The sequence below is a fragment of the Parapedobacter koreensis genome, assembly GCF_900109365.1.
In the GTDB taxonomy this organism is placed as follows: Bacteria; Bacteroidota; Bacteroidia; order Sphingobacteriales; family Sphingobacteriaceae; genus Parapedobacter; species Parapedobacter koreensis.
In genome coordinates, this window is sequence record NZ_FNZR01000006.1 from 168,363 (window position 1) to 191,786 (window position 23,424).

The following is a 23,424-nucleotide window of genomic DNA, read 5'->3' on the forward strand; positions in this document are numbered from 1 at the left end:
TTTTTAGCTAATAGAGATTAGACAACAGGCCTTTCTATGCCCTTAGTGTCTCGTTATTATGCGATTTACTCATCACGCAAAGCGTCTACGGGGTTCGCGCTAGCCGCCTGTACGGTACGGATACAAAGTACCGCCACTGCGACAGCTACCATGCCGAGGGCTGCACCTGCAAAAATCCACCAATTCAGTTCCGTATGAAAGGCAAAGTCCTCCAGCCATTTATTCATGAAATACCAAGCGATGGGAAATGCGATCAAACATGCAATGATGACGAGCGCTACAAGATTACGCAGCAAAAGCACCACAATTTGAGTTACCGTTGCACCCAATACCTTACGGATTCCGATTTCTTTCGTCCGTTGGTTGGTCGTAAAGATGGCCAGTCCAAACAGGCCAAGGCAGGCGATGAATATGGAGAGCCCCATGGCCCAGCTAAGCAATTGGGACAATCGGATGTCCTGCAAATAGAAGTTCTCCACGGTCTTGTCAAGGAACGTATAGTCGAAGTCATTTTCAGGATATAATTCTTTGAAGATTCCGGTCATCTTTTCGATGGCCGTTTTCCACGCCTCGGCATGGTCGGGGTGGAGCGCCACGTGCACCACATAACCAAAGGTTTTTTCACCCCAATACATCGTGGGCTGTATCGGTGTCCGTACGGAGGCAATATTGAAATCTTTCATCACCCCCACGATGGTATACTGCCCTTTGCCAAACGTTTTGCCTAAGGCTTCTTCTGGATGAGTAAGCCCCAAGAGGCCAACCATCTTCTCGTTGATGAGCGCCTCATGCGTGGAGTCAAGCAGCCGGATGTTGCGTCCGGCCACCAACGGAATTTCATAGACGTCTAAATAAGCGTCGTCCCCGCTCCTGCCATTGAATGTCACCCGTTCGGTGTCCTCGCCCTTGTCAAAACTCATGGTATTGGTCATGGATCCATTGAATGCCGGCGATTGGTTGCCTAAGCTGGCGGCCTTTATTTCCGGAATCTGCTTTAGTTTGTCCAGCAATACGAATTTTTTGCCGTCTGTCCAATTGGTGAAGTTCGGGATATAAAAATTGACAATGGCATCCTTTCGGAATCCCATATCCTTGATGGTTGCGAAACGGATTTGTTTGCCCACCACGAGTACGCAAATCAAGAAAACCTGGGCAATGGCAAATTGTGATATCGTGAGGCTTTTACGTATCCAGGCGCTTCTCGAAAAATTAGTGTTCTTATGCGCTTGGTTCTTTAATGCCAATGCGGGTTGGTAACCCGTCATTACCCATGCGGGGTAGCATCCTGCAAGCAGGGTGATAACCACCAACTGGATGGCGAGGAAAGCGAGAATATGCAGCTGGCCCAAGCCTTCGTATGCCAACCCTTTGGGCAGAAAGCCCTGGAAAGCATGGAAAAGGAGCGGAGCTAACAGCATAGACAGCAACGTCGCTCCCAGTGATAAGACAAAGGTTTCCGAGAGAAACTGCAACACCAAAGCGACCTTGCCGCTACCGAGGCTTTTGCGGATGCCAATCTCCTTGGCCCGCTCAATGGATTGAGCTGTGGAAAGATTGATGAAATTGATAGCCCCAAGCAGCAGCAAAAAGATGGCGAGTAGTGCCAAATTGCGTAATGTGGATGGTTTTGCTGCCGAATAGTTGTAATCAGCATTGAAGTGGATATCGCTGAGTGGTTGCAAGGAAAATTGCTCAGGTTTTTCGCCCGGTTCGGATTTCTTGTGTTTTTGGATAAGCGATGCAATGCCTGATTCGACGGTTTTTGCACTTGTTCCGGTTCCGAGCAGCAGCAGGCATTGGTAGGAATCGTTCAAATTATTCCATGCTTCCCAATTGTAAAGTTCTTTAAGGCTTTCGCCCGTGGGGATAGTCGCCGTGGAAATGAAGACATGGTTGTCAAAGTCTGTATTGGCTGCGATATCAGCCACTACGCCCCCCACTTCCAGCAGTACGGTATCATGCACCAAGAGCGTTTTGCCCAGTACAGTCTCCGGTGTGTTATCCGGGAAATATTGGGCCAACTTACTTGCTGTAATCACGACCCGGCTGGGGGCATCGAGGGATTGGGCATTACCCGATAGCCAATGGTACGGGAAGATGCTGAAATAATCGGGGTCGGTAAAAACGATGCCACGTTGTTTTTTGTGGATGCTGTTATCGCCACGGTTATCGTGCGGGACAATTACCGTCGGGTCGTTGGTGTTTAGCTGATACACAGGTGCCACGGCTTCCAAACCGGCAAGCTCTTCGTCGACGGCACGGACTAAGGGTACCAGTACGCTGGCCGACTTCCATTCGCCGCTGCTGACTACCCGATATACCCGGTCGCCTTCGGGAATGTGCTTGTCAAAGCTGTAATCGTACCGAATCATGAGGTAGATAACCAAGGTGGCGCTGATGCCGATGGCCAAGCCCAACACGTTGATGACGGTAATCAATTTGTGTTTCCAGAAGTGGCGCAGTGCGATTTTGATGTAGTTCTTTATCATTTTTTAGACATTAGACAACAGACTTGCCCATCCTTGTTCTTTGCTCTTTTCATCCTTGTTCTTTATTCGTCGCGCAGCGAGTCCATCCCGATATGCATCGGGATCTCGCTATTACGCGATTTACTCATCGCGTAAAGACTCGACCGGATTGGCCAGTGCAGCCCGCAACGACTGTGTGATCACCGTGGCGAGGGCAACCAGCAGTACGATGGCGCCCCCAAGGATCAACAGCCCCGCATTGACGTCTATGCGGTAGGCGAAGCTCTCCAGCCACTTATTGGCTGCCCACCAAGCTACCGGTGCACCGATGACGAAGGCAATGCCCACCATCTTGATGAAATCACGCGATAGCAACACGATGATGCCCGCTACGCTGGCTCCCAGCACCTTGCGCACACCGATTTCCTTCACCCTCCGGTTGATGGACAGCAGCGCGATGGCAAACAGCCCCATGCAGGAGATGAGGATGGCCAGGGTAGCACCGCTGATGATGATGTTAGTAAAACGTTGGTCACGTCGGTACTGATTGTCCGTATTTTCATCGAGGTACGAGGCTCCATCTGTGGCTCGCGGGTTTACCTTCTTCCATACGGCTTCCACGGCGGCGAGCGACGTAGCCAGGTTTTCCGGCCTTACCTTTACGAAGAGGTATTCCAGTGGAAATTCATTGGGATTAATAAACATCGTCAGTGGCTCAATCTGTTGCCGTAAGTCCTTGAAGTTGTAATCTTTCACCACACCGATGACCTGCATGCCGTCATTGACGGGGATAGTTTGCCCTAAGATTTTATCGATGCCACCCAATTGGGCAGCCATCTGTTCGTTGATGAGCACGGCATTCGTATCCGTGGCAAAATCACGGGAGAAATCCCTGCCAGCCACCAGTTGGAGATCCAATGTGCTGAGGTAATCATAATCTACACGCAGCCAATGCGTACGGATGGTACGGTCTTCATAGCCAAAGCCAACGCGCGAGGTGGCTGCCCCGCCATCGCTGCCCCGGCCGATATTGATGTCCGAGCCGCTCAGGCTTTCTACCTGCGGGAGGGAAGCCAATTCCGCCCGCATGCGTTTCAGCGCGGTTTCCTTATCGATCTCGTCGCCTATAGGAATGCTGATGACCTCCGTTTTATTGAACCCCAGCGGGCGGGTGTGGAGGTAATGCAGTTGGCTGCTCATCACCAAGGTGCCGATGATGAGCACCACGGCGATGGCAAATTGCACTACAGTGAGCGCGCTGCGCAGGCCACCACCCGCGTTGAGCTGCAATTTGCCTTTCAGTGTTTGGATAGTGTTGATACGAGCCATCAACCAAGCGGGGTATCCTCCCGAGATGGCTGTAAGGAACAGGAACGTCGCGAGAAATAGGGGGAGGTTCCATCCGGCAAACAGTTGGCTGATGGCCAGCGAGTAATTCATATTCGCGTTGTATTGCGGCAGCAGCGCCCATGCCAATAATCCACCCAGGGTCAAGGCGAAGAGACATACCAGCAGCGATTCGCCCCACAGTTGGGCCATCAGCTGCCAAGGGCGGCCGCCCAATGTCTTACGCATGCCGATTTCCCGGCTGCGGGTGAAGGAACCAGCCAAAGAGAGGTTTACGAAGTTGGATCCGGCGATAAAGAGGATAAGGGTGGCAATGAGTAGCAGCATCCAGGGGAACATCGGTGGTCCGCCGCCACCGATGCCCAGGCTGTTTAAGTGATATTCTCCCATGGGCAGTACGTGCAGCGCCAGGTATTCTCCGTGTTCATCGGGGGAAGCCCCATCGCGTTTCAGGTTCGCAATTTCCCCTTCGTAGTGTGTGGCCATGAAGGGCCTTGCCTGTCTATTGAAAGCCACGGGATCGAGTTTATCGCCCGCCCATTGGATGAATACGCTGTGGTTGGCATGGCCCCAATTGTCCAGGTAACCCTGGTAATCCGGCATCATATGCTCAAAGCGCAGGAGCGTATTGAACGTGAGGCTGGAGTTTTGGGGGAGGATGGTCGTTACTGCCGTGACCACCTTGCTCTGCCATTGCCCATTTATTTGGGCTTCAATGGATTCCCCAATCACGTCTGTATGGCCGAAAAGGTTTTTGGCCATGGTCTCGCTGATAACGATGTTGTCCAGTGCATCCAGGGCGGAGGCATTGCCGTGTTGCAGCGAGAAGCTAAACATGTGCAGGAAATCGGGGTCTACAAACCGAGCCGCCGCCACAAACTGCTTGTCGCCATGGCGGAGTATAGCTGCCCCGTTCCCGAATCGGCTCATCCGTTCCACAGCGGGGATCTCGGCTTTCAGCGTGGGGCCGAAAGGAATGGGTTTCGTTTCCCCATATTCTTTTCCGGTGGTGGGATTAGACACGTCATAAACCATTCCGATGCGGCCTCGATTTGCGTGGAAATCATCGTATGACAATTCAAACATCGCCGTGAGAAACAGCAGTATAGCAGCGGCAAAAGCCACGCTCAGGCCGAGGATATGGATAGTGGTGAATACCTTGCGCTTGCGTAGGTTGCGAAGGGTAACAACGATGAAATTTTGAAGCATAGTACGCGTGTTAATACAGTTATTAGGCCATATTTTTATTCTGCTGTAAATCAGCTTATTAATTACTGGATAAGGCCGTAAAGTGTTCGATTCCGAACACCTACTGTTCGGATGCAGACAGCAGATGTAAAGACAAGGATTGCAAAGGGTTATCCATGTTGGAGTGAAATTTGCGGTTAAGCTGACAGAAACTTAAAAAGAATTTATTTTGGACTGCAGGTCGTTTTTCATTGGCATCACGGGTATGGCATTATTGCTTGGATGTGCTGGTCAGATCCAAGCCCAGGTGATCGATAAGGATATACCTGCCGATTCCATCCCCAAGCAGCGTTCTTATCCGGCACAATATGACGTTGGCGATCTGATACGTGCGATCATCCATCCCAATAGGAAAGCCGATTCAACAAGGGCACGATCGGGCATCACGCCGATGCCCAATGTGGCTTATAACCCTACCATTGGTGCCCAGATTGGCATCAAAGCCGTTGCCGGAAAAGTATTGGGCAACGAGCCGGGTACATTGATTTCCGTAGCGGCCACATCGGCGTCCATTACGACGAAAGGCATCCTTTATTTTTACCTCAGCCACAATGTGTATACACCGGGAAATAAATGGAATTTTCAGGGAAGCCTGATTGCTGCGAGGGCCGTTTCGCCAGACTACGGGCTTGGCATCGGATACTTGGCAGGAAGTACGGAGGCGGATAGGGTACTGACCAATCCCGATAGGCATGTTTTTGTGCAACGCGCAATTTACCTAAGCTTTCGGGAAAAGGTTTATAAGCAGGTGACGGATAACCTTTTTCTCGGCGCGGGCGTGTCGTTTGACCTCCGCCGGAACATCCGTGAATCTACTGACGAAGGGCTGACACCCTATCAGGTTTATAACGAGCGCTATGGGTACGATGGTCGGCAGCACCAGGCCAATGGGCTGTTTTTCAATGTGCAGTACACGACAAGGGACCACCAAAACCAGCCGTTCAAGGGAATTTATTCAGATGTAGGCATCCGCGTCAACCAGACGTGGATGGGCAGTACCAAGAATGCGATGCTGCTTACGACCGACTTCCGCAAGTATTGGAGTCTATCCGAGCGAAACCCCCACCACGTACTTGCCTTTTGGAATTGGGGATCGTACCTGCTCAACGGTAGCGTACCCTATATGGATCTGGCGGGTTCGGGGAAGGATACCAACGCACGGAGCGCGAGAGGTTACATCATCGGCTATTTCCGGGCACCACTGTTTTTCTATTCGGAGGTTGAGTATCGTTTCCCCATCCTGCGCAACCGTTTCCTCAGTGGGGTCACATTTTTAAATATCCAGACCGCCAATGACGATTTGGGTACCAACTTGTTCAAACACTGGCAGCCCGGCGGAGGTGCCGGGCTGCGTGTGCTATTCAATAAAGCTACGCGCACCAACCTTTGCCTCGATTATGCCTTTGGAAAATATGGCGTACGGGGCTTTTTCTTAGGCCTGAATGAGGCGTTTTGAGCAGACAATCAAGGTTCGTCCCCTAAGGTTGCAGTACCTGTACAGTGAGGTGCGAAGCATGATTGCCGTCATAATAAACACGGTGGGTCGCCTTGATAAAATCCTCATCTTTCGCATGGTAGATATCGAGGAACTGCTGTGGATTGCGGTCTACCAAAGGAAACCACGAGTTCTGTAGCTGTATCATGATGCGATGGCCCTTTTTGAAGGTGTGCCCCACATCCGGCAGGCTGTAGTTTACCGGGGTGATTTCATTCGGCACGAATGGCTCGGGTTTTTCGAAGCTGTTGCGGAATTTCCCACGAAGGATTTCCCCCCGCACCATCATTTGATAGCCGCTGAGGTTTTTACCCTCATGTCCCAGTCCGGCCGAGGTGGTATCCTCGGGGTGCTCATCGATGAGTTTGACCACATAGTCTGCATCAGTACCTGTGGTAGACACCAATAGATTGGCCATCAAGGTGCCCGCCAGGGTTACATCTTCAGTGAGCACTTCAGAGCGATATACCATCACATCGGGCCGGCGTGCGGCAAAGCGCTGGTCATCTATCATGTACTCGCGGGTACGCTGCCGTTGGACGCCCGCTTGGTAAGGTACGGGCGATGCGGGGTCGCTCACGTACTCGTCATATCCACCGGTCGATTCCTTTTCGAAGCTCAGTCGGCCATCGGCATGCAGGTAGAGCTGCTGTGTGGTGGCCTGTGTGGGCGGCCAGGTATCAAAGTTTTTCCATTCATTGCTGCCGGTAAAGAAAATCGTGGCTTCCGCTGCGTCAAAGGATCCCTTGTCTTTCAGGTAATAATCAAAGAAGGGCAACTGGAGTTGTTGTTGGTACCAAGCACTGGTGGGTTCGTGAAACTGGATGTCGCCGAAGAAATCGCCCGTACTGCGTACCCACCCACCATGAAACCAAGGGCCCATCACCAGGCGATTGTCTGCATTGGGATTATTGGCTTTGATAGTTTTATAGACCTCAAAGGGGCCGAGGGCGTCTTCTGCGTCGAAAAAACCACCCACGGTCATCACCGCTGGTTTGATGTCTGTCAGGTGGCGTACGATTTCCCGGGCTTGCCAAAAGGTGTCGAGCGTGCCGTGCTGCATGAGGTCGTTCCAAAACGCCACGCTATCCCCGAAGTAGCGCTCCTTGACGTGGGGTAAAGCCCCCAGATCCAAGAAAAATTGGTAATTATCGTGGAAGGCAACTTGCACACCATTGTTGAATTGGTCGGGCGTAAGCGGCTTAGGCCGGGGCACGCCGAAGCGACTGTAGAAGTTGAAGGCATCCATGAGGAAGAAAGCCCCATTGTGGTGGAAGTCATCCCCCCGGAACCAATCGGTCACCGGTGCTTGTGGTGATGCAGCTTTCAGGGCAGGATGAGCTTCTGGCAGCGCTGCAGTGGAATAAAATCCGGGGTATGATATTCCGTAGATACCCGCCCGCCCATTGTTATTGGGGATGTTCTTTACCAGCCAGTCAATGGTATCATAGGTGTCGCTGCTTTCGTCGATATCCTGGTCGCCTTGCTTATTTGCCACATGCGGCCGGATGTCTTTGTACGCCCCCTCGCTCATCCACCGGCCCCGCACATCTTGGTAGACAAAGATATACCCTTGGCGGGAAAAGGCAGAATCGGGGCCCAAGCTCGTTTTGAATTCGTCTGCCCCATAAGGAGCTACGGCATAAGGTGTACGGTTAATTAAAAACGGGTATTGCTGGCTGGTATCCTTCGGAATGTAAATCGAAGTGAAGAGCTTGACACCATCCCGCATCGGGATCTGTTGCTCGATTTTCGTGTAATGTTGCCGGATGTATTCGGCTTCCGACGATTGGTCGGGGGTGCTACAGCTCCATAGGATAGCTACCCAAAACAGCAGGAGGATTGATAACTTGCGCATAGACAGGCTTTTTCACAAAAATATAAGATTTAGGTTATCAAATATTCCATATGATAGATCATCACACAAACGTTACCATTTTGCCATTCCATTACTCATTCCGCAAACTATTGACCGGGTTGGCTATCGCAGCTTTAATAGACTCGTAACTAACGGTGAGCAGTGCAATGACCACGGCCACAAGGGACGCCGCAGCAAGCACCATCCAACCGATGTCGATACGGTAAGCAAAACCATTCAGCCAATTGTCCATGGCATACCAGGCAACTGGAGCGGCTATGACGATGGCAATTGCCAGGAGGCCAATGAAATTCCGTGATAACAGGTAAACGACGTTGACGACAGAGGCACCCAATACTTTCCGGATGCCGATCTCCTTGAACCGCTGTTCGGCCATGAACGCCGACAATCCATACAAACCGAGGCATGAAATCAAAACAGCCAGCACGGCAAATAAGTTGACGAGTTTGGCCAGGCGCTGTTCTCCTTGGTACAGGTTGTCCAAATCTTGGTCGACGAAATTATACGAAAATGGAAAGCTGGGATTCAACGTCGCATTGATTTTTTCCAATGCATTGATGGTGGCTTCGGTAGCGCCCGGCTGGGTGCGTACGACCACAATCCCGCCGTAGCTATTAAGCCGCATGATGAGTGGTTCGATGGGTTGTTGTATCGGTTTAAAGTTGAAGTCTTTTACTACACCGACGATGGTACCCTGCCGATCCCACATCGTAATGGGTTTCCCCACGGCAGTTGCCGCGTTAAGACCCATGATGCCTGCTAATTTTTCGTTGATAATGTAGTTGCTGGAGTCGCCCTTGAAATCCGTCGAAAACGCCCGGCCAGCTGCCAGCTCCATCTGGAAAATAGCAAAAAAATCTTCGCTCACATCCAAATTAGGGACTACAATTTGCGAATTGGGATCTTTACCCTCCCATTGGATATTGGTACTGCCAGTAAACAGGTTGGTCGGCAGCTCGTTGGTTATCGCAAAATCCGCAGTCAATGGGTTCCGCTCCAATTCACTGCGGTAAGCGGCTTGTTTATTCCAGATATCACCTTTCATCGGGATGTACAGCAGGTTTGATTTATTGTACCCGATGTTCCTGTTTTTGATGTAGCTGAGCTGTTCGTACACGACCGCCGTGCCGATCAATAGGACAATGGATACCACGAATTGCAAGACAACCAAGGTATTCCGGAAGACCAGGTTTCCAGATCCACCTAATTTCAGCCTACCTTTCAGTACCTCAATAGGCTTAAATCCGGAAAGGAACAGCGCCGGGTAACTTCCTGCCAATAGTCCGGTCAACACGATGATACCGATCATCATCAGTAAGAGCTTCCCGTCAAAAAGGCTGATGGCTAATGTTTTGCCGGCCAGGTAATTGAACGCCGGTAAAGCGGCATATACAAGACCTATCGCAATCAGGAGTGATAGAAAAGATATCAACAAGGATTCTCCCAAAAACTGCCCCATGATCTGCACGCGCGCAGCACCCACTACTTTCCGCATCCCCACCTCTTTTGCCCGCCGAGCAGATCGGGCGGTAGACAGGTTCATGAAATTGATACAAGCCACGATCAAGATGAAGATCGCAACCACAAAAAGCGTATTTACATATTGGGCATTGCCATTGCCGGGCAGCTCGATTTGCAGGGCCGAGTGCAGATGGATAGCCGTCAATGGCTGGGCGTGGAAAGCCATTTTTAAGAACTGTTCGTCGATATGCGACTTATAGATGTCATCCATTTGTTTTTCCAACGCTGCCAGATTGGCTGCTGTTGGCGCGAAGCGTTCATCCAACAGGATGTAGGAATAGAAATTATAGTTATCCCATGTATTGTTAATGAGGTCTTCATTGGTATTCGCAATGGCCGACATGGGCATGATGTAATCAAATTGCAGGTGCGAGTTGGACGGTACATTGGCCAATATGCCCGTTACCGTCAGCAACTCCTGGTTGTTCTTCTTCAATGACTGCCCGATTGGCTCCGTATCTCCGAAGTATTTTTTTGCGAGATCTTCGGAAATAAGGATGGCGTCTGGCCGATTCATGGCCGTTGCCCGATCTCCAGCAACCAATGGAAACGAGAAAATGTGGAGGAATGTGGAATCGGCATAGAACCCTCTTTTTTCCTCGAAGGAATTGTCCCCATATTGGAAGACGTTGGTTGATGGGTGGCTTAGCCGTACCGTATTTTTTATGGCAGGTATCTTGGCTTGCAATTCGGCAGGCATACCAGCAGGATTTACAGCGGCTCCAAATCCACCATCGGCCTCAACGGTAATTCGATAGATATTATCCGCGTTATTATGGAAGCGGTCATAACTTCGTTCGTTCTGCACCCACAGCAATATGAGGATACTGGACGCCATACCTATGGCCAACCCGGCTATATTCAGCAAAGAAAACGACTTATGCCGCCATAAGTTCCGGAATGCGATTTTGAAATAGTTTTTGATCATTTTTTTAGACGTTAGACAACGGACATTAGACCGATTGAAGTGATTGCAGACGAAAACTAGGAGACGGCAGCGAAGCGAACCGAATCCAGTTGAGGAGCACCCGCTTGAATCCTCCATCCCATTACTATCCCCAATCCCACCGATTGAAGTGATTGCAGACGAAACCTAGGAGACGGCAGCGAAGCGAACCGGATCCAGTTGAGGAGCAATCACTTCAATCATCTACTACCATCACTCATCCCTCAATGACTCCATCCCGATATGCATCGGGATCTCGCTATTACGCGATTTATTCATCGCGTAAAGACTCGACCGGATTGGCCAGCGCTGCTTTAACAGCTTGCCAACCCACTGTCAGCAAGGCTATAGCCACCGCGGCCAACCCCGCTAAGCCAAACATCCACCATTGGACATCGATGCGGTAAGCAAAATCTTCCAACCATTTGTTCATCACCCACCATGCGATGGGGGATGCAATGAGCACGGCTATCGCAATGAGTTTTACAAAATCAGTCACCAAAAGCCGGATAATGTTGGTTACCGTTGCACCCAACACTTTGCGTATGCCGATTTCTTTCGTACGCTGGTAAGCCGTGAACGTAGCCAGTCCGAACAACCCAAGGCATGCGACGAAGATGGTCAGTCCCGCAAAGACGCCCAGGATAGTACCCGTATTCCTTTCCGCTTGGTAAGTATTGTTGATCCGTTCATCTAAAAACGAGTAAGCAAAAGGCAAATCGGGATTGAGTGCGTCATACCGTTTTTCCATGGCTTGGAGCAAGCCCGCCATATCCCCCGGACGGGCTTTCACAATGAGGTTGCCGAAGTTGTTGTTCATGGTCATCACCAAGGGCGTTATTGATTCGCGCAGGGATTTGAAGTGAAAATCCTTTACTACGCCTACCACCCGTATGTGCTTGTTGTCGCCATTGACCAGCGTCTTTCCCAAGGCGTCGTCCGTCCATCCGAATGCCTTGGCGGCTGTTTCATTGATGACCGCATTCAAAGAATCCGTGCCATAGTCAGCCGAAAAATTACGGCCAGCCAGTAGTTCGATACCCAAGGTGGGGATATAGTGCTCGTCTACATCATAACGTAGTGTTTTGACCCATTGGGAAGGATTGTCCTCAGAATGGACAAAAAAGTTATTGTCATATGTGGGGCCAGCGGGTACGTAAGGCGAGTTCGTCACATGAAGCACACGCGGATCCTGCAGTAGTTGTTGCCTGAAAATGCTCTCCTGCTGTCCCAAGGGCCATGTTTGGAGTACGATGACCTGCTCCTTGTCATATCCCAGTTTTTTATGCTGGATGTAATCAAGCTGCTTGTATACCACCGTGGTACAGACGATGAGCGCAATGGAAATCAAGAATTGGAAGACCACCAGTCCGCTCCGTAGCTCAAGTCCTTTATGGTGAGGGGTGAGTTTTCCCTTCAGCACTGCTACGGGCTTGAAAGCAGCCAGGAAAAACGCGGGGTAGCTTCCGGCCAATAGACCTACCGCCAGTCCGCCTAACAGCAACGATGGCACTATCCACCAATGGCCGAATAGATCAATGGTCATCGTTTTACCCGAGAGCTGGTTGAAAAGCGGCAAAGCCGCATAGGCCAGTCCGATGGCCACCAGCAGTGCAACTAAGGTCAGTAAAAGGGATTCCATGAGAAATTGGAAAGTCAGTGCTTCACGCCCCGAGCCAAGTACCTTGCGCACACCCACCTCCTTGGCCCGTCGGGAGGCACTGGCTGTGGCCAAATTCATAAAATTGATGCTGGCAATGAGGAGCATGAACAAGGCGATGGCACTAAAGATATATACATAGCGGACATCGCCCGGAGCGCTCAGGTCGTTGGTAAAATCTGAGTGCAGGCGGATGTCGGTGAGCCGCTGGAGGTGCAAGCCGATGTCGTTGCCTGCCTTCCGGTGTTCGGTGTAGGTCATGCCAAAGGCCGCCGGAAATTGTGGGCCGGCATATTTTTCAAATAATGCCGGTAGTTTGGCTTCCACGGTCTTGTAGTCGGTGCCGTGGCGGAGCACGGCATAAGTATTAAACCCGGATTCCATCCATGAATTGGATTTGGCATTCGGATAGCTGGCCATGGAGGCGAATAGGTCAAAATGGATGTGTGAGTTGAGGGGCAGGTCTTCCACGACCCCTGTCACCTTTAGTGGGGTATTATCCGCTTTTATGATCAATTCCTTGCCTACTGCATCCGTGGTGCCGAAATATTTCCGGGCGGTTTTTTCCGTGAGGATTACCGTATAAGGTTCAGTAAGTACGGTCTCCGGATTGCCATGAAGCAAGTGAAAACTGAAAACCCGGAAAAAGTTGGCATCTACAAAAGCCAGCTCCTCTTCATTGAAAGACTGGTTGGCGACCAAAAAGAAAGGCCTCCCTCCCTGTACGAGGCGCGTGGTTTCTTCTACCTCGGGAAATTCCGCTTGGATAGCCTGTGCCGTGGGTGGCATCACATTAGCTTCTTTGATTTCGCCACCCGGAACCGTGCCGCCGAATACTATGCGCACGATACGGTCGGCTTTCTCGTGAAAGCGGTCATAGCTCCATTCGTCAAACACGAATAAACTGATGAGCAGGCAGGTCGCTATTCCTATGGCCAAGCCCACGATGTTTATCGCAGCAAAGGCCCGTTGCCGTAGCATGCTGCGTAGGGCGGTTTTAACGTAGTTCTTTATCATTTTTTACAATAGACAACAGACAATAGACATTAGACCTGTTTCTCTCCCCAATACCACCGATTCAAGCGATTACATGATTTACTCATCGCGTAAAGATTCGACCGGATTGGCCATTGCTGCTCGAATTGCCTGCAAGCCGATGGTTGCCAAAGTAAGGGCCAGCGCCATCAGGCCCGCAGCAGCAAACATCCACCATTCCATGGCTATCCGATAGGCAAAATCTTCCAGCCACCTATTCATGGCCCACCACGCGATGGGCGAAGCGATGATGACCGCTATTCCTATTAACTTCACAAAATCCTTGGCAAATAAAGTTACGATACTGGCCACCGTGGCACCCAGTACCTTCCGGATACCAATTTCTTTGACACGTAAGCTGATTGCATGTACGATGAGTCCAAATACACCCAGCGCTGCCAACGACATGGTAAGCAGGCTGAATAGCCGAAAAAGCTCCTGGAGTTTTTCTTCAGCTTCATATTGCTTAGCCAATGTCTCCTTGACAAGTTGCATGTCCAATAATTTTTCAGGATACAGATCGTTCCATGTGCCAGCTATAGTACGCATGACTCGACGCTCCGCTCCGGCTCGGCTGCGGATGAGCAGGGATCCGTATGATGGATTACGATAACCGACAATCAATGTAGGTACGGTTGCTTTATGCAGCGATTCGCTGTTGAAGTCTTCTACAATGCCTACCGGTATGGCATTGACCTCATGAAATGGCTGGTTCAGCCTATCATCGCCCAATAGATGAGCCGTGCTCGCCGTCATGAGACAAGGGCGCAACGCGTTGTCTTCAGCTTCGAAATTTCCCGCATCAATGGCGTCCCCCGGTTTGGAAGGGTCAAGAAAACGACCTTTTTGTAATCTCAATCCCAAGGTTTCCGCCATGTTGGGTTCACCATCGATATACCAGACTTCCACTTTCTTACTCGGGTCACGAGGGTCTTCGATAGTCCTTACGATAGTCCCTGCACCATCTGTAGGCAGCCAATTGCTAAAGCTCAAGGAAAGGATGTCGGGATTTTTCGCCAATTCGGCTTTCAGTGCGTTGGACTTATTATCCCAAGAGACATGGTTGATGCTGAGCAAGCCTTCGGTATCAAAGCCCACATCTTTCGTTTTGAGGAAATCTACCTGCTGTTGCACGGCCAGCATGGCCACCAGGATAACGATGGATAGGACAAACTGTAGTACCACCAGCCCTTGGCGCAACCCGCCTTGGCTAGCGCCTTTACCTTTCAACACCTGGTTGATATTGCCCACCGCACTAAAGCCAGCTACCAGCCATGCCGGATATAACCCACTGAATAAGCAAACGGATAGAAAAACCAGGCTAACACATGCGATGTAGGACCATCCTTCGCCAAAGCTAAAAGCAAGGGGATGTCCTATGAATCTTTGCAGCGAAGGGAGGGCAAGCTGATAGCATAATAATGCGATACAGCCTGCTATGCTAAAGGTGAGTAGCGATTCAATCAGTGATTGGGCCATAATGTGTCGCCGAGATGCGCCCAGTATTTTGCGAACCCCCGTTTCTTTTATCCGGCTGTTTGCACGTGCCGTGCTCAAATTGATATAATTAATGCACGCAATCAATAGCAGTAAGATGGCCACCGCCGAAAGGATATAACTATGCTGGATGTTGCCCTTGACAGGTTGGTAAGCGGGGAAGTTGGTTTTCAGGTAGATGTCTGCCATGGGTTGCAGGGCAAATTGCATGGTCTTGTCTGCTTCGGTGAAATCCTGATACCACTTGTTTATCTTCTGTTCAAATGCTTGCGGGTCAGTTCCTTTGCGTAGCAGGATATAGTGTCTTGCATACATCCTCCCAGCACGGTCTTTGTTAAGATCCCATTCTTTCCGCTCGCTGAGCAAGATCATGTCGGCCCGCAAATGGGTGTTCGTGGGAATGTCTTTCATGACACCGGCTATGACGTATTCATTGGCTTTTTCTTCATAATTGGGTACGTCGTAGAAGCGTTTGCCCAGCGGATTCGTGTCCGCAAAATGCGTCTTGCCGAACTGTTCAGAAACAATGACTTTCTTGATATCTCCGGCTGGAATGAGATCTTCTTGAGCGATAAGGTTGATATCCAACACGTGCCGTACCGCAGTGTCCGCATACAGCATAACGGCATTCAGTGGAGATGGGTCTGCTTTGTCGATTTTTAAATGGATTGGTGCGGGATAGATTTCGCTGTAATCCACCACTTCCGGAAAGATACGTTTTAGCGTGGGAGCAAGCGCAGCGTATACCGTCCCTCCTTTTTCGGTATAATCCCCGCCGTCACGCCGGATGGAAAGCAACCGGTACGTATCGGCCGAATGGCTCCAATGCTTGTCATAAGACAATTCGTCAAATACCACGGTGCCAATCAGTAAGCAGGCTGTGATGCCCAAGGTAAGGCCTAAGATATTGATCAGGGTATACAACCTTCCCTTCAACATCGTGCGAAAAACAAGCTTTATATGATGGGGCATTTTTTAGTCATTTTTTTATTCTAATAACGTTTATTCATCGCGTAGAGATTCGACTGGATTGGCCATCGCCGCCTTGACCGCCTGGAAACCAACCGTTGCCATAGCGATTGCGAGGGCGGTAAATCCTGCAGCAGCAAACATCCACCATTCCATGGTTATCCGGTAAGCAAAATCTTCCAGCCAATTGTTCATTGCCCACCACGCAATGGGCGAAGCGATGAGAATGGCCAAGCCAATCAGCTTCATAAAATCTTTGGACAGCAGGCGAACGATGCTGCCCTCCGTAGCGCCCAAGACCTTGCGGATGCCGATTTCTTTGGTGCGCAGTTGGGTCGCAAAAATGACCAATCCCAATAAGCCAATGCAAGCAATCACGATGGATAGCATGCTAAAGATACCGATGATTTCGGCAGTCCGCTGGTCCGATGCATATTGCATGGCCAGCTCTTCCCGAAGGAAGGCGTATTCCAATGGCGCATCAGGCGAAAAAGATTGCCATAGCCCGCTGATTTGCTGGATTGTGGAGGACAGTTCCCCCGGCATAATGCGGATGGCAATGTTTGAAAAAGGCTCTTCATAGGTGTGTGAAGATTCATGGAATAAAGCAAAGGGCTGGATAGGATTGTGCAGCGACTCCGTATGGAAATCTTTCATCACGCCGATGATTTGGTAGGATTCCGCAGCATTACCGCCCGGATACTTGATGAATTTGCCTATTGGGTTTTTGTAGCCCATTCGCTTGGCAGCCGTCTCATTGATGAGCACAGTGCGGGTGTCGTCATAGCCATCGGTAAAGTTTCTGCCGACCACGAGCGAGATGCCCATGGTTTCGATAAAATCGGCATCCGTGAGGTATGAGTTGAGTGTGATGTCCTTGGCCACGGGTTCATCCCCGGCGCTCGGCAGCGGCACGTAGAAGTCGCCAAAAGCACCCCTACCGGGGAGACTGGTGGTAATGGATGCATTTTTCACCATGGAGAGCCCCTTCAATTCCTCCTTAAAGCTGCCTTGCTGGCTGCCCAGGCGTTCGCTATTTGAGATTACCAGCACGTTTTCTTTATCCAGTCCCAAATCATGGATTTGTGTGTATTTTAGTTGCTGGTAGACCACTAATGTGCAGATGACCAATGCGATGGAAATCGTGAATTGAAAGACAATCAGGCCACTCCGGATACCTTTGTTGCCTGCCGACGAGGCCGAAGTCTTTTGCCCCTTTAGCACCGCTACCGGCTTAAATGCGCTAAGGTAGAAAGCAGGGTAGCTACCGGCAAGCAATGTACAGACCAGTGCCAGTAGAGCCACGTATACCCAGCCACCTGCTGACCACAACATTTCGAATGCAATTGATTTATCGGCTATTTGGTTGAAATAGGGAAGCGTCCAGTAGACCAGTGCCAGTGCCATCATGCAAGCCAACAGGCTTAATATCAATGCTTCGGCGAAAAATTGCCGGGCTACTTGCTGGCGGGTAGAACCGATGACCTTGCGTACCCCGATCTCTTTTGCTCGTTTGGATGCTCCGGCAGTGGATAGGTTCATGAAGTTTACGCACGCCAGCAGCAGGATAAAGAGGGCGATGATGGCAAAGAAATATACCGTCTTGATGCTACCTTGATCGGTGACCGCCGAGGTGATATCGGCAGAATACAGGTGAACGTCGAGCAATGGCTGGAGGCTCAAATCCCATTTGCCACCCTTTTTCAGAAACTCATCGTAAGGCTGTCCGATGCGCTTGAAGGCGCTGACTGCATGCTGGCGCATCATAGCGGGAAACTTGGCCTCCAGGCGTTTGATAGCTGCTGCATCGGTGGGCACCTGATCCTTGGACTTGACATACGTGGCCACATTCAGCCAAACCCAGCTCCAGTCAAAGTACCTGACATTCTCAGCATTTGTAATAGGAATGAGAAAATCGAATGTGAGCGAACTGGGAAAAGGCGTGTACGCCACCACGCCGGTCACGGTATAGGGCTGCTCATCGCCTTCAATGAATAGCGATTGGCCTACCGGGGCAGTATCGCCGAAATATTTCTTGGCCATGGCCTCGGTGAGCACAATGCTATGTGGGTCTGAGAGGCACGTACTGCGATCACCTACCCGTAAAGGGTAGGTGAGTACTTGCAGGAAGTTGGAATCGACCCCCAATATGCCCTGCTCGTTGAACCGGGCTTCTTGATTGGTGTCCTCACCTGCGTGGACGATCTGCTGTCCGGGACGGTAGAGCCGGGTATAACTTTCGATTTCGGGAAACGTCTCCACCAGTGTTCTCCCCGCCGGAGGTGGAGTATAGCCGGCATAAAACTCCTCCTCGCCCATCTTGCCATTGATGTTTACGCGGAAGATGCGATCAGCATCTGCAAAATGCCTGTCATATTGATATTCATGTTTGATGAAAAGTGCAATCAGCATGACGCAAGCCATGCCCAAGGTCAGGCCAAACAGATTGATAAAGGCTTGGGCCCTATTCCGGGCAGCATTCCGCCAAGCGGTTTTGAGGTAGTTTCTAATCATGACTAATAAGCTAATCGCGGGAACACCGCACGTAACGCGCCAAAACAACAATTAATTGATAATCAATTGTGTGTATCGACTTTGTGCACTAAAAGTGTCCGATTTCGAACACCTGTTGTCCAGATACGTACAGTAAGCGATGACATATCGGCTATGCTGCCGGTAAGCGGATAATAAATACTGTCCCATTTGCGCTAGTCTCTACTTGAAGTGTCCCATTATGCGCTTTTACGATATCGTATGCCAATGACAGCCCCAATCCTGTTCCTTCACCTGTTGGTTTGGTTGTAAAGAACGGCTGGAAAATTTTGTCCAATACACTGCCGGGAATCCCATTGCCATTGTCATGTACGCTGATTTCTACGTTGCCATCGGTTTTTTGCGTTTTGACGGTTACCGTAGGCTCAAAACCCTCACCGATTTGGTTTTTCTTTTCCGTCACGGCATAAAAGGCATTCGTGATTAAATTGAGAATCACCCGCCCCATATCCTGGGGTATGATCCTGATTTTCCCGACAGTTTGGTCAAAATCCGTTTTCAGCGTAGCCTTAAAGGATTGGTTCTTAGCCCGCAGGCCATGGTAAGCCAATCGTAAATATTCATCGGCCAGCGCATTGACGTCCGTAGGTTCCTTCAGTCCGCTATTGCTCCGGCTGTGTTGCAGCATACCCTTGACGATGCTATCGGCACGTTTGCCATGGTGGTTGATTTTTTCGAGATTTTGCTTCAGGTCATCCGCTATGCTGACGGCTTCAGTATGGTTCCCTTTAGCCAGCTCGTCTTTCATTTCATCGAGCAGCTCATTGCTTACTTCCGAAAAATTATTGACAAAGTTCAGCGGGTTTTGGATTTCATGAGCAATGCCAGCAGTAAGTTCGCCCAATGAAGCCATTTTTTCGGATTGGATCAGCTGGTTCTGTGTCGATCGCAGCTCCTCCATTTTCTGGTTCAGTTCGCGTGTTCTGTCGTTGACTTTTTCTTCCAGCAACTTATTTTCTTTCTCCAGCCACTGCGATCGCACGCGGACAATGAGGTAGACGATGCCTCCTGCCAAAAGGATGAAAAGCACATAGGCCCACCAGGTCTGCCACCAGGGGGGCAGGATGGTAAAGTTCAATACATCCGGCTCACTCCATACCCCATTGAAACCCCGCGTGATCACTTTAAATGAATAATGCCCGGGTTTGATATTGTAATAGATCCGGGAGGTATGTGCTGTACTCGCGACCGACCACTTATTGTCGGCTCCTTCGAGCATATAACGGTATACGATGCGATCCCTTGCCCGTACGTCTTGGTTGACGAAAGAAAACGTAAAGGAATTTTGGTGATAAGGAAGTTTAAGCCCTACCGGCAGCTGAAATCCGGATTGTATGCTGTCCCAGTGGATCTTGTTCTTGGCGAGATAACCAGTGTCGGCAGGAAATTGATCGTGCACATAGGCCGTGGAGTCCCACCATAGCGTATCGCCTTCCGCCAGCTTTTCGTTCAGGATCGCCATTTTCAGAAAGGATGGTCGCTGATCCATGATGCTCATCCCGCTTATTGAAACACGTGGCGGGATGGTGTCGATAAGGGGATCCTGGTGTGCCACTATTAGTACAGGGGCGGCGCTCCACCATGCCTGCCCGGTAGACGAAACGAAGCCGGTAGCCTGGTTATAATCGTTGTAAGAAAAACCTGCGGATTTGGCATAATTGTAGAACCGCCACGGCTGTCCCGCTTCGCCTGGCTGTTCGACGACGATGATGCCATTCTCCGAGCCAATTTGGATTCGCCCGTTACGTTCGATGATATCATACATCGCGGGCGGATACATACCGTTTTTCGCCGATATGTGGGTCATCGTTTTCAAATCTTTGTCAAACACGTCCATACCGACGTCCGTACCGATGTAGATATCGCCCTGTTGAGATTGAAAAAGCATGCTCGTATAACTGCTGAGTAGGCCATTTGACTTCTTTAGGTTCACAATCGTATTGGCTCGGGGATCAATCACATTGGCACCCCTATCTGTCAACACCCATATTCTACCCTGTTGGTCTTGTTGGATCACATAAGCCAGCGAAGCAGTCAATCCGGTCTGCTCACCAAGGCTTTTTATTGAATGGTCTTGGGGATTGAAGACAAACAGGCCATCATCACCCACCATCCAAATATTTCCATCAGGTGTTTCGATGCCTCCAAAGCAAGTCGAGCTTATTTGCTTGTCACGTGTGTTGTAGAACGTCGCGGTGTTGGCTGGCAAATCAATGATGCCGAAACCATCTGCAGCCCCCACGAGAAAGACGTCTTTTCTTATCTTTCTAATTTGCCGATACTCATTGGTGCTTACTGAAGGCGGAAGTTTTAGCAGGGAAAGCTTATCAGTAGCCGGATCATAGACATTGATACCTTCGTAGCTTGCCAACCAGATTCTCCCCTTTGAATCTTCTGTGATGCCCCATATATTTTCGCTCACTAAACCGTCTTTAACCGAGAAACGGTCTGCCAGCATTCCGCTGGGATCCATCAGCAACACACCGTCTGCATTGCTTCCCAGCCAGATGGTGCCGTCCGCGCCTTTCATGCCCGAAGAGGGAGGAAGGGCGGTCACGATCTTCGCTCCGGTCACCATTTTTTTTATCCGGGAGGATTTCCTGTCATAAATGCTTACGGTATCGTTTGCCAGTAGCCACACCCGGTCCAGTTTATCGGTGAATACATCATATGTTGCGCCATGGTACCCTTGCTCAGCACCCAATGTGCTGATGGTTTGTTCTTTAAGCGATACGGCAAGTGCGCCCGGGGAAAGGGCGGTGATCCACACCGCTCCGGAAATATCCTCGGTAAAACCATACGCCAACTGTATCGGCAATCCTTCCGCCTCGCCGATCAATCGCATGGATGTAAACGCTGGATCAATAATACCGATACCTTCGTAAAATCCAATCCATAAATTGCCGTTGGCATCCATGGAAGCACAGTAAGCATTAGTTACGTCAAAGCCATTGGCCTTTAAGGGAAGGGAGAAAATCAGTTTTTTATCCAAATCCAAAAAGAAAACACCGCTTCCGGGCTTCGTTCCCCAAAGTTTTCCAGTATTATCAAAAGTCATCCTGGGAAATCCGTTGCCGATGGTAAAATATTCGACGACCCCTGTTTTTATATCCAGGCGATAAAGCCCCGAAGTGGATCCCGAGATTAATAAGCGGCCTTCCTGATCGATAAGCATGTTAAAGAATATCGACTCACGGGGTACACCATCCCTTGTCAGAAAGCCATAGTTCAAAAATTCGGTGCCGGTATATTTGTTCAGGCCGCGTTCGGTCGCAAACCATACGCTGCCTTCCTGATCGGTCATCATGCAATAAATGTTATTCCCCGGCAACCCTTCAGCCTGGCTAAGTTTCAATATGCTGGATGTACTTTTCTCCCATAGGCCCGGTGCGGAGGCTTGGGTGACCACCGGTTTGGGAAGCATAAACTTTTTCACGCTGAAGGGTGTCCCTTTGATGGTGTCCAGCTCCAGCGGGATGGTTTCGAGTTTTTCCCAGTCGAACCGCGTTGTCTTCAGCGGACGCTTCAACGGGGCGAATTCATGCGCCGAAAACCGTTTGAAGGGTAACTTGTCCAAGTCGAATTTTACGGAGACCCGTTTGGGTACGCTGTCCTGCGGATAGATTTTCCAATTGATGGGTTTGGCTTCCGGCAGGCTGAAAGATTCCGACACGGGCACCGTGTAGGCCACCTTCCCGTTTGACGACGGGGTATCAGGCTTCATTTGGCAGGATGCCATTATAAATAATGAGCAACAAAATGCAATAGCGCGCGGAATGGTTAGTATAGGTTGTTTTATGGACATGACTACGTTCCAGATTTATTCAAAAATAAGGAATCTTTATAAAGAAATTAACCGTTGCGCAAAAAAAGATGCTCGCCGACCAAAAAACTGGATAACCCGGGGTGAATGAGGGTGTTTGTTTTTCTATTTGTATCTTTGGCGATGTATATCTGCGAACTAAGCATTATAACGATGTGTAGTATTAAAAAAACAATTTGCGTGATCGTCTTGGCGGGATCACTTGCTATGCCTGCGGCCCAGGCGCAACGTATATTTGACAAAGTGAAGGAGGCCGTAAAGGATAAGCAAGCGGGTAAAAGCGACGAGGGCAAAAAGACAAACAATGTGAACCTGACAGGCATATCAACTGGCGAAATGTCCGGTGCGTTGAAAGAAGCACTGAACATTGGGGTGAAAGAGGGGATACAAAAACTGGGTGCCGAAGACGGGTTTTTCAAAAATGAACTGGTCAAAATTCTGTTGCCTGAGCAATTGCGGAAAGTAGATGCTACGCTGCGGGGCATCGGCTTGGGCAATCTGGCCGATCAAGGGCTGTTGCTACTCAACCGTGCGGCGGAAGATGCCGTGCAGGAAGGCGTTCCCATTTTTGCAAATGCCATCACCACGATGACCTTTGACGATGCCAAGAACATCCTATTGGGCGATAGCATAGCGGCGACCAACTACCTGAAGGGCAGAACGTCCGAACAGCTGTTTACGGCCTTCCAACCCAAAGTGGAAGGGTCGCTGGGCAAAGTAGGGGCAGACCGCGTTTGGGAACAGATCATCAGCAAATACAACGGGCTCACCAGGCAATCCATCGAAACGGACTTAAATGCCTACGTCACGCAAGAAACCATCAATGGCGTATTCAAAATGGTTGCAGAAAAAGAAAGCGCCATCCGGGACAATCCGGTTTTCCGCACCACATCGTTGCTGAAGAAGGTATTCGGCGCGGTAGAATAAAGAGATCGCCGGGCTATCCGTGCGAAGATGTCGGCCTATTTTCGGTAAAAAGCTTA

General features: G+C 50.1%; 10 protein-coding genes. 2 read left to right on the forward strand and 8 right to left on the reverse strand.

Going from position 1 to position 23,424, the window contains the following annotated elements; genetic code table 11:
• Nucleotides 1-65: 65 nt before the first annotated feature.
• Both BMW65_RS15490 and BMW65_RS15495 read right to left on the reverse strand, forming a co-directional pair.
• On the reverse strand, nucleotides 66-2,489 hold the full coding sequence (locus BMW65_RS15490; RefSeq protein ID WP_090606715.1) for an ABC transporter permease: 2,424 nt from the start codon (nucleotides 2,487-2,489) through the stop codon (nucleotides 66-68).
• Nucleotides 2,490-2,609: 120 nt separating this feature from the next.
• Entirely contained in the window at nucleotides 2,610-5,024 is a 2,415-nt protein-coding gene (locus tag BMW65_RS15495; protein ID WP_090606717.1) for an ABC transporter permease, read from the reverse strand.
• Nucleotides 5,025-5,268: 244 nt separating this feature from the next.
• Here BMW65_RS15495 and BMW65_RS15500 point away from each other — a divergent pair, with 244 nt between their 5' ends.
• Nucleotides 5,269-6,519: a BamA/TamA family outer membrane protein gene (locus BMW65_RS15500; protein WP_090606909.1), complete on the forward strand. Its 1,251-nt coding sequence runs from the start codon at nucleotides 5,269-5,271 to the stop codon at nucleotides 6,517-6,519.
• A 22-nt stretch (nucleotides 6,520-6,541) separates the two neighbouring features.
• On the opposite strand, the gene BMW65_RS15505 is transcribed toward BMW65_RS15500, so the two are convergent.
• The 6 genes from BMW65_RS15505 to BMW65_RS15530 form a co-directional block, all read right to left on the reverse strand.
• The gene (locus BMW65_RS15505) at nucleotides 6,542-8,416 is read right to left on the reverse strand and encodes a CocE/NonD family hydrolase (protein WP_090606718.1); all 1,875 of its coding nucleotides are present in this window, start codon (nucleotides 8,414-8,416) and stop codon (nucleotides 6,542-6,544) included.
• A 91-nt stretch (nucleotides 8,417-8,507) separates the two neighbouring features.
• A complete protein-coding gene (locus tag BMW65_RS15510) occupies nucleotides 8,508-10,886 on the reverse strand; it encodes an ABC transporter permease (RefSeq protein WP_090606720.1) in 2,379 nt (792 codons plus the stop codon).
• A 289-nt stretch (nucleotides 10,887-11,175) separates the two neighbouring features.
• Nucleotides 11,176-13,581 carry an ABC transporter permease gene (locus BMW65_RS15515; protein ID WP_090606721.1) on the reverse strand — a complete coding sequence of 802 codons (2,406 nt, stop codon included), beginning with the start codon at nucleotides 13,579-13,581 and terminating at the stop codon, nucleotides 11,176-11,178.
• Between the two features lie 78 nt (nucleotides 13,582-13,659).
• Nucleotides 13,660-16,068 (reverse strand): FtsX-like permease family protein, encoded by a 2,409-nt coding sequence (locus tag BMW65_RS15520; RefSeq protein WP_090606723.1) that lies wholly within the window; start codon nucleotides 16,066-16,068, stop codon nucleotides 13,660-13,662.
• Between the two features lie 30 nt (nucleotides 16,069-16,098).
• The gene (locus tag BMW65_RS15525; protein ID WP_090606725.1) at nucleotides 16,099-18,579 is read right to left on the reverse strand and encodes an ABC transporter permease; all 2,481 of its coding nucleotides are present in this window, start codon (nucleotides 18,577-18,579) and stop codon (nucleotides 16,099-16,101) included.
• A gap of 151 nt (nucleotides 18,580-18,730) precedes the next feature.
• Nucleotides 18,731-22,342, reverse strand: coding sequence for a sensor histidine kinase (locus BMW65_RS15530; protein WP_177181154.1), 3,612 nt, complete (start codon nucleotides 22,340-22,342; stop codon nucleotides 18,731-18,733).
• Nucleotides 22,343-22,594: 252 nt separating this feature from the next.
• On the opposite strand from BMW65_RS15530, the gene BMW65_RS15535 reads away from it, so the two are divergent.
• Nucleotides 22,595-23,368, forward strand: a complete 774-nt coding sequence (locus BMW65_RS15535) for a DUF4197 domain-containing protein (protein ID WP_090606728.1) — start codon at nucleotides 22,595-22,597, stop codon at nucleotides 23,366-23,368.
• The last annotated feature ends 56 nt before the right edge of the window (nucleotides 23,369-23,424 follow it).

What these genes read in the sequence shown, in the direction of transcription:
- BMW65_RS15530 (WP_177181154.1), bottom strand. Translation starts at nt 22,342, where the DNA reads ATGAAGCCTGATACCCCGTCGTCAAACGGGAAGGTGGCCTACACGGTG.
- BMW65_RS15535 (WP_090606728.1), top strand. Translation starts at nt 22,595, where the DNA reads ATGTGTAGTATTAAAAAAACAATTTGCGTGATCGTCTTGGCGGGATCA.
- BMW65_RS15520 (WP_090606723.1), bottom strand. Translation starts at nt 16,068, where the DNA reads ATGCCCCATCATATAAAGCTTGTTTTTCGCACGATGTTGAAGGGAAGG.
- BMW65_RS15525 (WP_090606725.1), bottom strand. Translation starts at nt 18,579, where the DNA reads ATGATTAGAAACTACCTCAAAACCGCTTGGCGGAATGCTGCCCGGAAT.
- BMW65_RS15495 (WP_090606717.1), bottom strand. Translation starts at nt 5,024, where the DNA reads ATGCTTCAAAATTTCATCGTTGTTACCCTTCGCAACCTACGCAAGCGC.
- BMW65_RS15505 (WP_090606718.1), bottom strand. Translation starts at nt 8,416, where the DNA reads ATGCGCAAGTTATCAATCCTCCTGCTGTTTTGGGTAGCTATCCTATGG.
- BMW65_RS15490 (WP_090606715.1), bottom strand. Translation starts at nt 2,489, where the DNA reads ATGATAAAGAACTACATCAAAATCGCACTGCGCCACTTCTGGAAACAC.
- BMW65_RS15510 (WP_090606720.1), bottom strand. Translation starts at nt 10,886, where the DNA reads ATGATCAAAAACTATTTCAAAATCGCATTCCGGAACTTATGGCGGCAT.
- BMW65_RS15500 (WP_090606909.1), top strand. Translation starts at nt 5,269, where the DNA reads ATGGCATTATTGCTTGGATGTGCTGGTCAGATCCAAGCCCAGGTGATC.
- BMW65_RS15515 (WP_090606721.1), bottom strand. Translation starts at nt 13,581, where the DNA reads ATGATAAAGAACTACGTTAAAACCGCCCTACGCAGCATGCTACGGCAA.